The organism is Halomonas sp. AOP22-C1-8 (assembly GCF_052378905.1).
Lineage (GTDB): Bacteria > Pseudomonadota > Gammaproteobacteria > Pseudomonadales > Halomonadaceae > Vreelandella > Vreelandella citrativorans.
Genome location: NZ_JBQSYD010000012.1, coordinates 39327 through 52095 on the forward strand (window position 1 = coordinate 39327; position 12769 = coordinate 52095).

9 protein-coding genes are annotated in these 12769 nt (G+C 54.9%); 8 read left to right on the plus strand and 1 reads right to left on the minus strand.

What is annotated here, in order from left to right; all coding sequences use genetic code 11:
- Positions 1–163 precede the first annotated feature (163 nt).
- Both ilvD and ACT3TY_RS08470 read left to right on the plus strand, forming a co-directional pair.
- Positions 164–2008 (plus strand): dihydroxy-acid dehydratase, encoded by a 1845-nt coding sequence (gene ilvD / locus ACT3TY_RS08465; RefSeq protein ID WP_172116164.1) that lies wholly within the window; start codon positions 164–166, stop codon positions 2006–2008.
- Between the two features lie 18 nt (positions 2009–2026).
- Positions 2027–3082 (plus strand): oxidoreductase, encoded by a 1056-nt coding sequence (locus tag ACT3TY_RS08470; RefSeq protein WP_444627887.1) that lies wholly within the window; start codon positions 2027–2029, stop codon positions 3080–3082.
- 893 nt (positions 3083–3975) lie between these two features.
- Here ACT3TY_RS08470 and nudE read toward each other — a convergent pair.
- Positions 3976–4575 (minus strand): ADP compounds hydrolase NudE, encoded by a 600-nt coding sequence (gene nudE / locus ACT3TY_RS08475; protein WP_172116166.1) that lies wholly within the window; start codon positions 4573–4575, stop codon positions 3976–3978.
- 71 nt (positions 4576–4646) lie between these two features.
- On the opposite strand from nudE, the gene yrfG reads away from it, so the two are divergent.
- The 6 genes from yrfG to ACT3TY_RS08505 all read left to right on the plus strand — a co-directional run bounded on the left by yrfG (position 4647) and on the right by ACT3TY_RS08505 (position 12647).
- Positions 4647–5309, plus strand: coding sequence for a GMP/IMP nucleotidase (yrfG, locus tag ACT3TY_RS08480; protein WP_172116167.1), 663 nt, complete (start codon positions 4647–4649; stop codon positions 5307–5309).
- A gap of 14 nt (positions 5310–5323) precedes the next feature.
- Positions 5324–5713: a ribosome-associated heat shock protein Hsp15 gene (hslR, locus tag ACT3TY_RS08485; RefSeq protein WP_172116168.1), complete on the plus strand. Its 390-nt coding sequence runs from the start codon at positions 5324–5326 to the stop codon at positions 5711–5713.
- 93 nt (positions 5714–5806) lie between these two features.
- Positions 5807–6682, plus strand: coding sequence for an Hsp33 family molecular chaperone HslO (gene hslO / locus ACT3TY_RS08490; protein WP_193057369.1), 876 nt, complete (start codon positions 5807–5809; stop codon positions 6680–6682).
- 314 nt (positions 6683–6996) lie between these two features.
- Complete coding sequence (locus ACT3TY_RS08495; RefSeq protein WP_444627888.1) at positions 6997–8553, plus strand: phosphoenolpyruvate carboxykinase; 1557 nt, start codon at positions 6997–6999, stop codon at positions 8551–8553.
- A 626-nt stretch (positions 8554–9179) separates the two neighbouring features.
- The gene (glsA, locus tag ACT3TY_RS08500) at positions 9180–10133 is read left to right on the plus strand and encodes a glutaminase A (protein ID WP_444627889.1); all 954 of its coding nucleotides are present in this window, start codon (positions 9180–9182) and stop codon (positions 10131–10133) included.
- A 171-nt stretch (positions 10134–10304) separates the two neighbouring features.
- Complete coding sequence (locus tag ACT3TY_RS08505; protein ID WP_441679787.1) at positions 10305–12647, plus strand: Tex family protein; 2343 nt, start codon at positions 10305–10307, stop codon at positions 12645–12647.
- Positions 12648–12769 lie beyond the last annotated feature (122 nt).

Below are 12769 nucleotides of genomic sequence, written 5' to 3' on the forward strand. Positions count from 1 at the left end.
GCCACCCTCCAGGGTGGCATTTTAGAAACGCGTCAGCGGATTAATCTCGTCGGACACTACATCTGGCGCTGTGGGCAGCGCTCATGCCACAATCATGGGCGCTGGATTCACCTGCCCACCGCCGAGTTGGCAGCGGGCCAAAAAAAAAGATGTAGAGGACACTATGCCTGAGTATCGCTCCCGTACGACCACCGCTGGCCGCAATATGGCTGGCGCCCGCGCTTTATGGCGCGCCACGGGTATGAAAGATGACGATTTTCACAAACCTATTATCGCGGTCGCCAACTCCTTTACCCAATTTGTCCCCGGTCACGTCCACCTGAAAGATATGGGCCAACTGGTTGCGCGTGAAATTGAGAAAGCCGGTGGCGTAGCCAAGGAATTCAACACTATTGCCGTCGATGACGGCATTGCGATGGGCCACGACGGCATGCTGTACTCGCTGCCCAGCCGCGACATTATCGCCGACAGCGTTGAGTACATGTGTAACGCGCACTGTGCCGATGCGTTGGTCTGTATCTCCAACTGCGACAAGATCACCCCTGGCATGTTGATGGCTGCCATGCGCCTGAATATTCCGGTCGTCTTTGTCTCAGGCGGGCCGATGGAGGCCGGCAAAACCAAGCTGTTAAATCATGGCCTGGATTTGGTAGACGCCATGGTAATGGCGGCTGACGACAGCGTGGATGATGAAATGCTGGCCGAAGTTGAGCGTAGCGCTTGCCCCACTTGCGGCAGCTGCTCAGGCATGTTTACCGCCAACTCAATGAACTGCCTGACCGAAGCGCTCGGCCTGGCGCTGCCGGGTAACGGCACTGTGCTGGCAACGCACTCGGACCGTCGTCGTCTGTTTGAAAACGCCGGCCACAAGATTGTTGAGCTGGCCAAGCGTTACTACGAAGGCGATGAGGCGCACCTGCTGCCTCGCGCGATTGGCTCGAAAGCCGCTTTTCGTAACGCGATGACCCTCGATATCGCCATGGGCGGTTCCACCAATACCATTTTGCACCTGCTGGCGGCCGCGCAAGAAGCGGAAGTCGACTTCACCATGTCGGATATCGATCAGCTTTCCCGTGAAGTGCCTCAACTGTGTAAAGTGGCGCCCAATACCCAAAAGTACCACATTGAAGATGTGCACCGGGCGGGTGGCATCATGGCGATTTTGGGTGAGCTTGATCGCGCGGGCGTGCTGGATACCTCGGTGCCCACGGTTTACGGTGATAGTCTCAAAATCGCGCTGGACGAGTGGGACATCATGCGCTCACCCAGTCCGGAAGTGGTTGAGTTCTTTAAAGCAGGCCCTGGTGGCGTGCCCACCCAGACGGCCTTCTCGCAAAGCACGCGCTGGCCGAGCCTGGACGGCGACCGAGCGACTGGCTGTATCCGTAACCTGGAGCACGCATTCTCAACCCAGGGCGGCTTGGCCGTGCTTTACGGCAACATCGCGCTGGACGGCTGTGTGGTCAAAACCGCCGGCGTCGATGACTCGATCCTGCTGTTTGAAGGCACGGCTCATGTGGTGGAGTCCCAAGATCAGGCGGTCGCCAACGTACTGGATGGCAAGGTAAAAGAGGGCGATGTCGTGGTAATCCGCTACGAAGGCCCTAAAGGCGGTCCCGGCATGCAGGAAATGCTTTATCCAACCTCATACCTTAAATCCAAAGGGCTGGGCAAGGCCTGCGCGCTACTGACCGATGGTCGCTTCTCGGGGGGTACATCCGGCTTGTCCATCGGTCACGTATCGCCTGAAGCGGCAGCGGGGGGCGCAATCGGCCTGGTGGAACAGGGCGATACCATCATCATTGATATCCCCAACCGCACGATTAACGTCAAGCTTTCCGATGCTGAGCTTACCGCTCGTCGCGAAGCGATGGATGCTAAAGGAAAAGAGGCCTGGAAACCGGTCGAGCAGCGCCCCCGCAAAGTGACGCCTGCGCTAAAGGCCTATGCACTGTTAGCGACGTCCGCTGACAAAGGAGCGGTGCGCGATCTTTCCAAGCTCGATTAAACGTTCGCAAGGAGCATTATGAAAGCAACGATCAATGTGGGCCTGGTAGGTTATGGGTTCGCGAGTAAAACGTTTCATGTACCGCTCATTCAGGCCACGGAAGGCCTGGATTTGGTCGCGGTGTCCTCAAGCGACGCCGCTAAGGTGCAGGCGGATTTGCCTGATGTAGAGGTCGAGAACGAGGCGCGGGCATTATGCCAGCGTTACGATATTGACCTTATTGTGATTCCTACCCCCAACGATACCCACTTTCAGCTTGCCAAAATGGCACTTTCTGCGGGCAAGCACGTGGTGGTGGATAAACCGTTTACCGTGACGCTGTCAGAAGCCAAGCAGTTAAAATCGCTGGCCGTGGTGAAAGAGCGTTTGATCTCGGTGTTTCATAATCGCCGTTGGGATAGCGATTTTTTAACGGTTAAGGCTTTGCTTGAGACAGGCACGCTAGGACGTGTGACCGGTTTCGAATCGCGCTTTGATAGGTTCAAACCAGAAGTACGCGACCGCTGGCGCGAGAAAGCCACGGCGGGTGGCGGTCTCTGGTTTGACCTGGGGCCACATCTGCTGGATCAGGCATGTGAGTTGTTTGGGATGCCCAACGCCATTTTGCTGGAGCTGGGCACACGCCGCGATGGCGCGCAAGCCGATGACGATTTTCTCGCGCTACTGGCCTACGATGACCGGCGTGTTCAGTTAAGCGCCAGTGCGCTAGTGGCCGAAGCGACACCACGTTTTCGGATACATGGCACGCAAGGCAGCTATGTAAAATACGGTCTGGACCCTCAAGAAGATCGCCTGAAGGCAGGGGAAGTGCCTGCTGTTAATTGGGGAGAAGATACCCCAGGCACGTTGACGCTGCGCGAAGGGCAGGGTGAACAGGCATCACTGACAAGCCATGAGCATCCTACTCAGCCGGGTAACTACCTGGCCTATTACCAGGGAATCGTCGAGGCTCTTCAAGGCCGTGCTGCGCTACCGGTAGATATCGAAGCCGCGCTACGCTCGATGACGCTTTTGGAAGCGGGGCAGGATAGCTACCGCCAACGCCGCTGGATAGCGCTTAAACCCCACTTTTAACCCAACATGAAAGTCAGCACCCGCTTCACGCGGGTGCCTTATTTGCTCGTTCCTCGCAAAACGTTACCACGCGCTACAATTCTCGCTAGGTCCGAAAATAGCGCAAATTCGTAGCGCGTGGTAAGCGCAGCGCACCCGCGGGAGCAACGCGAAGCATTGCCAGGTGATGAAGTGCAAAGCATAGACATAAGCACGGTGATAATGCCAAGGCGGCTTGGCGCCGCCACTCGCGGGTGCCTTATTTGCTCGTTCCTCGCAAAACGTTACCACGCGCTACGATTCTCGTTGGATCCGAAAATAGCGCAAATTCGTAGCGCGTGGTAAGCGCAGCGCACCCGCGGGAGCAACGCGAAGCGTTGCCGGGGTTGGGTGGCGGGGTGCAATAGCATAGGCATAAGCACGGTGATAATGCCAAGGCGGCTTGGCGCCGCCACTCGCGGGTGCCTTATTTGCTCGTTCCTCGCAAAACGTTACCACGCGCTACGATTCTCGCTAGATCCGAAAGTAGCGCAAATTCGTAGCGCGTGGTAAGCGCCAGCGCACCCGCGAGAGCAACGCGAAGCGTTGCCGGGGTTGGGTGGCACAAGCCAAGGCGGCTTGCGCCGCCACTCGCGGGTGCCTTATTTACTCGTTCCTCGCAAAACGTTACCACGCGCTACGATTCTTGCTGGATTCGAAAATAGCGCAAATTCGTAGCGCGTGGTAAGCGCAGCGCACCCGCGGGAGCAACGCGAAGCGTTGCCGGGGTTGGGTGGCGGGGTGCAATAGCACGGAGGCACAAGCCAAGGCGGCTTGGCGCCGCCACTCGCGGGTGCCTTATTTGCTCGTTCCTCGCAAAACGTTACCACGCGCTACGGTTTTTGCTGGATTCGAAAAGCGGGGCCGACATTACCTCACAACAAATCAGCAGCGTCCTGACGCTTCTCGTCACGTAATTTATCGCGGGCGATATACAGGGCTGCTATGGCACGGGCTTCATGAAAATCGTCGCGTAGCAGAAGGGCAGGCAGCTCTTCGATGGGGTGGGTCTCGACAATAAGCGGCTCTGGCTCATCGCCCGGCAGCCGTTTGGCATACAGGTCGGTCGCGATTAATACCTGCATGCGATGGCGCATATAGTTGGGGGCCAGTGAAAGCTCAACTAAAGGCTCGATGCAGTGAGCACCAAAGCCGCACTCTTCCATCAATTCACGGTTAGCCGCGGTAATAACATCCTCGCCCGGGTCCACCAACCCTTTGGGAAGCGTTAATACGTAGTCTTCAAAACCTGCCGCATACTCGCGTATCAGCAACACATGGTCAGGGTCAGGCATGGCCACAATCATTACCGCACCACGGTCGGCGCCGGTTAAACGCTCAAACTGGCGCTCCTCGCCGTTCGAGAAGCGTAAATCCAGCGACTCAATATGAAACAAGCGGCTTTTGGCTACGCTCTCACGGGCCAGTATCTGCGGCTTGCGCAGGTAGCCGGCGGGAGAATCAGATGCTGACATAAGGGCCTCCATGGCTGCTAAATAAGGGTTAGGCTACAATAGCACGCTTACTCTTTTAGACTGGAGCGGCAATGATTGATTGGCGCGAAATTGATACCGTGCTGTTGGATATGGACGGTACGCTGCTGGACCTACACTTTGACAGCCACTTCTGGTTGGAGCATCTCCCGCGCCGTTATAGAGAGCTTCATCAGCTTGATGAAGCATCTCAAAATGCACTCCAGCAGCGCATTATGGGCGAACAGGGCACGCTAAACTGGTACAGCCTGGCGTACTGGAGCCGAGAGCTGAATGTCGACGTCGTTGCGCTCAAGCGGGAAGTGCAACATTTAATTGGTCTACGTAGCGATGCACTCGACTTCTTAGCGTGGCTAAAGCAGGCCCATCCCCGAGTGATATTGGCCACCAACGCTGATAGAGCCAGCCTATCGCTTAAATTGCCGTTAACAGGGTTGGAAAACTACCTGGATGCCATCATCTCCTCTGAAGATGTAGGGGCAGCGAAAGAGGAGCAGGCATTTTGGTTTGCACTGCAAGACATCGAACCCTTTGACCCGGCCCGTACCCTGTTTATAGACGATAACTCCCGCGTGCTGGAAAGCGCCCGCGAATTTGGCATCCGGCATTTGCTGGGTATTAAACAGCCAGACAGCCAGCGCCCAGAAAAAGAGCTGCAGGAGTTTATTGCTCTGGATCGATTTGCCCAACTGCTGCCAGAAAACGTACCTGGGTAGCAAGGAGAGCGTTAATGAGCGACACCGTTCGCTTGGATAAGTGGTTATGGGCTGCGCGGTTTTTTAAAACCCGCGCGCTCGCTAAAAAAGCCATTGAAGGTGGCAAGGTGCATTATGACGGTGCGCGTGTCAAAACCAGTAAAAATGTCGAGCTGGGGGCGCTTATCCGCGTGCCTCAGGGGTGGGATATTTACGAGGTCGAAGTAATAGAGCTTTCTGACCAGCGTCGCGGTGCGCCTGAAGCCCGAAAACTCTATGCAGAGACCACCGAAAGTGTCGAGCGCCGCGCCCGTGAGACCGAAGCCCGCAGGCTTACTAATCAAGCCATGCAGCACCCCCTCAAACGGCCTGATAAAAAGCAGCGCCGCGATATACAGCGCTTTCAGCGTCAGCCCGGCGAGTAGCCGACGTTTCCTGCCTTGGGCTGTCTTCACGGCCAAGGCAGGCTAGCCCGCCAAGCGCCCATTTTAAGTACCCTTTTACTGCAGGACCTTGTTATGTCTGATCAAATTCAGCGGTTTATGTTTGACCAAACCAACGTACGTGGCGAAATCGTAACGCTAGCCACTGCCTACCACGAAGTGCTCACGCGCCACGCGTATCCGCCCGCCGTTAATGAGCTGTTGGGTGAGCTGTTGGCCGCTGTCGCGCTACTAACCGATACCATTAAGTTGGACGGCACCTTAAGCATTGAAGTGCGTGGCCAGGGCGTGCTGTCGCTATTAATGGCGGAGTCCAACCCAGGCGGTGAGCTACGTGCGATTGCTCGTGTGGCGGAGGATAGCCACTTGCCCAGCGAGCGGGCAGACTTTCGTGAATTGGTCGGAGAAGGGCAAATTGTCATTACGCTCGACCCGCGTGAAGGCAACCGCTACCAGGGCATTGTCGCGTTGGATCACGAAACGCTCAGTGGCTGTCTGGAAGCCTATTTTGGAAAATCCGAACAGCTGCCTACTCGCTTGTGGTTAGCGGCAGACGGCGAGCGTGCCGGTGGCTTGCTGCTGCAGCGCCTGCCTGATGCCTCGCAAAATCAGGATGTCGATGCGTGGGAGCGCAGCGTCGCGTTGGCCGATACGATCAAACCTGAGGAGCTTTTGGGGTTAGAGCAGCGCGAAGTGCTTTATCGCCTTTATCATGAAGAGACGGTTCGGGTCTTTGATCCTAAAGCCCTGCGTTTTGGCTGTACCTGTTCGCGGGAGCGAATGGCGGGAGGATTGATCACGTTAGGGGCTGCTGAACTGCGCGATATTGTGCGTGAAAAAGGCGCTATTGATACGCAATGCCACTTCTGTCACACGAAATATCACTACACTGCGGCTGATGTTGAGACATTATTGGAGAACCCGGATGCACCATCGCCGGTTATTCACTGATTATGTAGTCGTTTATCAAGGCGCTGATTAACGGGGTGTGCTCGCAAAAGGGCAGTAGCGACAACGGTTGTAGCGATTCCACCCTGAAAATAGTTAAAAGCTTACTGCGCTGCAATAAGAAATATTGTGTATTTGTAGTAGTTTAACTACAAAATGTTTGCTCAAAGCCCCCGTTTCCCGGGGGCTTTCTTTTTGCAATAATGCGCCTGACTTCAGCACACCCAGCGCAATGTAATGTTGTTGGGACGACCTTTTTTTGGTGGCGTTAACAGCGCCCGGTAACGAGAGAATGGCCGCAAGGCCCAGGAATCAAAATGACCACGACTCAAGCCGCTCCCCAAGCCCACGTGAATCTTAGCAGCGCCGAATTAATCGAGCGCGCCGTGGCCCGTGGTGAAGGCCGCCTGTCGGCAGATGGCGCTCTGGCCATCAATACTGGCGTACGCACGGGGCGTTCGCCAGCTGACCGCTTCATTGTCGATGAACCGTCGACGCGTGACAGTATTGATTGGGGCAGCGTCAACCGCCCGTTTGATGCCGCTAAATTCGACGCTCTCTGGGCGCGGGTTGAAGAGTATCTAAGCCGTCGTGAGTATTTTGTATCTGAGCTGCACGTGGGGAGTGATTCCACCCACTATCTGCCGGTTCGCGCGACCACTGAAACCGCTTGGCAGAATCTTTTCGGCCGCACCATGTTTGTACGTCCGAGCGCTTACAACCCGGCGGGTAAAGATGAGTGGGTCATTCTCAACGCGGCAAATTTTGAGTGCGAGCCGAGCCGTGATGGCACCAACTCTGACGGCTGCGTAATTATCAATTTCGCCGAGAAAAAAGTGCTGATCGCCGGTATGCGCTATGCAGGCGAAATGAAAAAAGCCATGTTCTCGGTACAGAACTTCCTGCTGCCAGCGTCTGACGTGCTGCCGATGCACTGCTCGGCCAACGTGGGTGAAGATGGCGAAACCTGTCTATTCTTCGGTCTTTCTGGTACGGGTAAAACCACGCTTTCCGCTGATCCGGCACGTTACCTGATTGGTGATGACGAGCACGCCTGGGGTGACGGTATCGTCTTCAATATGGAAGGTGGTTGCTACGCTAAATGTATCGACCTTTCCGAGAAAAATGAGCCGGTTATCTGGAACGCCATCAAGTTCGGCACGGTGCTTGAAAACGTGGTGCTCAATGACCGCCTCGAGCCTGACTACGCCGACGACAGCCTGACGCAGAACTCGCGTGCCGCGTATCCGCTTGAGCATATTGAAAAGCGCGTGCCGGAAAACCTGGCGGGCGAGCCCAATGCTATCGTCTTTTTGACCTGCGACATGTCGGGTGTGCTGCCGCCGGTGTCGGTGCTTTCAAAAGAAGCCGCGGCGTACCACTTCCTTTCCGGTTACACCGCTAAGGTTGGCTCTACCGAAATGGGCTCTTCAGAAGGCCTGGCCGCTACGTTCTCTACCTGCTTTGGTGCCCCGTTCTTCCCGCGTCCGGCGCGTGAGTACGCGGATCTTCTGATCAAACGTGTTGATAAGAAAGACGCTCAGGTTTACCTGGTCAATACCGGTTGGACGGGCGGCGCGTTTGGGGAAGGCGGTTCACGCTTCTCTATCCCGACGACGCGCGCGATTATCAGTGCGATTCAGTCAGGCGTGTTGCGCGATGTAGAAACGCGCCATATCGAAGGCTTGAACCTTGACGTACCGGTCGCCGTGCCAGGCGTTGATTCCAGCCTGCTTGACCCACGCGATACTTGGCAAGACCTCGCTGCCTACGATCAGCACCTGAAAGAGCTAGCGACTAAATTCGTGGACAACTTCAAGAAATTTGAAGGGGTGAGCGAAGCGATCCTTAAAGCAGGCCCGCAGTTGGGTTGATATTGAGTAGGGTGCAAAGCACGTCTTCCAGAAAGCCGCCTCACGTTGAGGCGGCTTTCTGCTATCCGCGTCGATGAACGGCGGGTAAAGAGCAAGCCTTTGCTGAACAATGCCTGAATACTGCAACTGTGTTATCGGTATCGCTGTACATTGGATACTCATTAGTGTGTGTTGTTGACATAAGGTTAATCATGATTAAGGTTAAGTATGTCGTTGATGGTCTCTAGAGGTAATAACGTAAAGAGAAATACCGCGCAGGGAGATAGCGTATGGCGGTAATTGCCTCTATGGGTTTTTAAACGACAGTGTTCTATCCGTTCGATATAACGTATTAGCGAGAACTGTCAAAATCCTTCAGCGGATTTTTTAAACGTAGTTTTTCAAAGACCACTGATTAAAAAAATGCTTAGAAGCAAGGAATAAACGGGACTTACAGAGAATAAATGAGTATTCCGAGCTGATGTTTAACACAGTAGTATCAGGCGCAGCCACGCTATCAACGGTAGCTAATGCGCTGAACCGTTCTGGCATGATGATCATGCTTCAGTATTGAAGCAGAGCTGGTAAATGGCTTCCATGATAACTGTCCAGAGCTGAATGAAATATGCCATTGGAGAGGCAAGCGAATGGGGTCATCTACTGGAATGAAAGCAGATATCGAAAGTGCGTTAAAGGCAGGTATGGAGGCGGGGCGAGCAGCGCATGGAGGCAAGAACGCTGATTATATCCCCTATCTAGCCTCTGTTGATCCTGAGCTGTTTTCACTTGCCATCATAACGGCAGATGGCCAAGTCTATACCGAAGGGGATTGCGACTATGCGTTTGCAATTGAGTCGATCTCAAAAGTATTTACGTTGGCGATGGTCATGGAGCATATCGGCCCTGACGCTGTTCGCGATAAAATTGGAGATAGCCCAACGGGACTGCCCTTCAATTCCATCATCGCACTGGAGCTAAATAACGACAAACCGCTCTCTCCGCTTGTCAATGCCGGCGCTATCGCGACGGTAAGCCTTGTGCCCGGGGAGAGTGCAGACGAATGCTTTGAAGCTATTCTCCAGTGCCAGCGTGAATTTGCGGGACGAGATCTTGCCATGAGTGCCGAGATTAATGCGTCTGAGCAGTCTACCAACGCCCATAATCGGGCTATCGCATGGCTGCTTGAAAGCGCTGGTGCGTGTTATAGCGACCCGGTACGCACTGTCGATGTCTATACACGGCAATGCTCTACCCTGATTAATTGCAAGGATCTTGCCACGATGGGGGCAACGCTTGCTGCAGGTGGTATTAATCCGTTAACCAAGCGACAGGTCATGGATGCGCGTTATGTCCATTATATATTGGCTGAAATGATGATGGAGGGACTTTACACGGCTTCTGGAGACTGGGCTTATGAGGTAGGCTTGCCCGCGAAGAGTGGTGTTGGTGGGGGTATTCTCGCTGTCATGCCGGGGCAGCTCGCGATAGCCGCTTTTTCTCCTCGCTTGGATGAGGCTGGCAATAGCATTCGTGGTCAGGCCGCTGTCAAGGCTGCTGCGGCATCGCTGGGTCTCAATCTCTTCAAGGCTCCTTGCCAGTAAATGCCTTGAAGAAAGAAGGTGACTGTTCATGGCAATTAAAAGGGCGGCCATGCCCTGAACGGTCTTTTATCCCCATTGCTATAAAGGGAGTCTTGTGCAGATACAGCGGTAGTAGGCTGATTGTGATACCTTGTCAGCACTAAAAAATGCTGCATGAGTTAGTTGCAATTTATGGATGTCAATCAGCGAATTATTTCCCGCTTAGCCGACGAGCTAGGCGTGCGTACCCAGCAAGTAGCGGCTACGGTAGAGCTGTTGGATGGCGGTGCCACCGTGCCGTTTATTGCCCGTTACCGTAAAGAAATTACCGGGGCATTAGATGATACCCAACTGCGTCAGTTGGATGAGCGGTTGCGCTATCTGCGCGAGCTTGAAGAGCGCCGTGCCGCTGTCCTGGAAGCCATTGATGAGCAGGGCAAGTTGGATGCATCGCTCAAGGCGAGCATAGACGCGGCAGAAACCAAGCAACGCCTTGAAGATCTCTATTTACCCTTTAAGAAAAAACGCCGCACAAAGGCACAAATCGCGCGTGAAGCGGGGCTTGAGCCGTTGGCGGATGCGCTGCTGGCGAATCCCGCGCTTGACCCTGAAGCGGAAGCAGCCGGCTACCTGCGACCGGCAGAGGGTGATATTCCCGCCGTTGAAGATGCCAAAGCGGCGCTGGACGGCGCTAAACAAATCCTGATGGAGCGCTTTGCCGAAGACCCCGAGCTAATCGGTCGGTTGCGCGAGCGCCTCTGGCAAGAGGGTGAGCTGAGTGCCCGTGTGCTGGAGGGCAAGCAGCAAGAAGGCGCTAAGTTTGCGGATTACTTTGAGCACGATGAAAAGCTTGCCAAAGTGCCTTCACACCGTGCGCTTGCCATGTTCCGTGGCCGCAATGAAGGCGTGCTGAGCCTCGCTATTCGCTTGCCTGGTGAAGATGATGCGCCTATTCATCCCGCCCAGGTGGCCATTGCCAAACAGGTGGGCATTAGCGATGAGGGCCGCGCTGCTGATAAATGGTTGGGCGAGGTGGTCCGTTGGACATGGCGAGTGAAACTCTACACAGCGCTGGAAACCGAGCTGCTGGGGCGTTTGCGCGAGCAGGCTGAGCAAACTGCCATCGAAGTATTTGCCGCCAATCTGAAAGACCTGCTGCTGGCCGCTCCCGCTGGGCAAAAAATTACCCTGGCGCTTGATCCTGGTTTGCGTACCGGTTGCAAGGTGGCGGTCATTGACGCAACCGGGCAGTTTATCGACCAGGCGACTATTTACCCGCATGCGCCACAAAACCGCTGGGATGAGTCGCTCAACGTACTGGCTAAGCTCGTTAAGCAGCATGGCGTTCAACTGGTTGCTGTTGGGAACGGCACCGCCAGCCGTGAAACCGACAAGCTGGCAGGGGAGCTACTGAAAGCATTGGCGCCTGAGTATCGGGTCAGCAAAGTGATGGTATCGGAAGCCGGGGCGTCTGTTTACTCCGCTTCGGAATATGCTTCTCGTGAGCTGCCGGATCTTGATGTAACAATACGCGGCGCGGTGTCGATTGCTCGCCGCTTGCAAGACCCGCTGGCTGAGCTGGTTAAAATTGAGCCCAAGTCGATTGGCGTAGGCCAGTATCAGCATGACGTTTCTCAGGTACAGCTATCGCGTAGCCTGGAGGCTGTCATTGAAGATTGTGTTAACGCCGTGGGAGTTGACCTTAATACGGCGTCAAGCGCGTTGCTCTCACGAGTGGCAGGCCTAAGTGCTGCGATAGCTGAGAATATCGTGGCCCAGCGTAACAGCCTTGGTGCGTTTAAAAGCCGTAAAGCACTGCTGGACGTTAGCCGCCTGGGCCCCAAAACCTTTGAGCAGTGCGCAGGCTTTTTGCGTATCAGCAATGCGGATAACCCGTTGGATGCAAGCGCCGTTCACCCGGAAGCCTATACCCTGGTTGAGCGCATCGCTAAACAGAGTGGCCGTGATGTTAAAGGCTTGATTGGCGATAGCGCTGCGCTGAAAGCGTTAAAGCCCGCTGATTTTGCCGATGAGCGCTTTGGTGTGCCCACGGTCAGCGACATTCTGAGCGAGCTTGATAAGCCGGGCCGTGACCCACGGCCTGAATTTAAAGCTGCAGAATTCCGTGAGGGCGTGGAAACGCTCAAGGATTTGAAGCTGGGTATGGTACTGGAGGGCACCGTGACGAACGTAACGCCCTTTGGTGCGTTTGTAGATATTGGCGTCCATCAGGATGGTCTGGTACATATCTCTGCACTGTCTGATCGCTTTATTGACGACCCACGTAGCGTAGTTAAAGCGGGTGATATTGTGTCGGTAAAAGTGATGAGCGTGGATATTGCACGTAAGCGGGTGGGGCTTTCCATGCGCCTGAATGATGAGCCTGAACGCGAGCAAGAGCGCGCGTCATCAGCCGTTAATAAAGGGTCGCAAAAGCCACCACGTAGCCAACGACCTGCCAGTAAGAGCACGGAAACTTCGGCGCCAATGGGGGCGCTGGGGGCGGCATTGCTGAAAGCCAAGCAGGGCAAGTAGACGCATACGTTGAACGCTTATGTAACTTGAAGGCTTGCGTGGCTTGAAAATACGTGTCTTGAAAATACATGTCTTGAAAATACGTGGCTTGAAAATATAAGGGCTGCCGCCATATCCTGCCT

Bases quoted from the DNA above. Each gene is read 5' to 3' on its own strand.
- ilvD (WP_172116164.1), top strand. From the start codon at position 164: ATGCCTGAGTATCGCTCCCGTACGACCACCGCTGGCCGCAATATGGCT.
- ACT3TY_RS08470 (WP_444627887.1), top strand. From the start codon at position 2,027: ATGAAAGCAACGATCAATGTGGGCCTGGTAGGTTATGGGTTCGCGAGT.
- nudE (WP_172116166.1), bottom strand. From the start codon at position 4,575: ATGTCAGCATCTGATTCTCCCGCCGGCTACCTGCGCAAGCCGCAGATA.
- yrfG (WP_172116167.1), top strand. From the start codon at position 4,647: ATGATTGATTGGCGCGAAATTGATACCGTGCTGTTGGATATGGACGGT.
- hslR (WP_172116168.1), top strand. From the start codon at position 5,324: ATGAGCGACACCGTTCGCTTGGATAAGTGGTTATGGGCTGCGCGGTTT.
- hslO (WP_193057369.1), top strand. From the start codon at position 5,807: ATGTCTGATCAAATTCAGCGGTTTATGTTTGACCAAACCAACGTACGT.
- ACT3TY_RS08495 (WP_444627888.1), top strand. From the start codon at position 6,997: ATGACCACGACTCAAGCCGCTCCCCAAGCCCACGTGAATCTTAGCAGC.
- glsA (WP_444627889.1), top strand. From the start codon at position 9,180: ATGGGGTCATCTACTGGAATGAAAGCAGATATCGAAAGTGCGTTAAAG.
- ACT3TY_RS08505 (WP_441679787.1), top strand. From the start codon at position 10,305: ATGGATGTCAATCAGCGAATTATTTCCCGCTTAGCCGACGAGCTAGGC.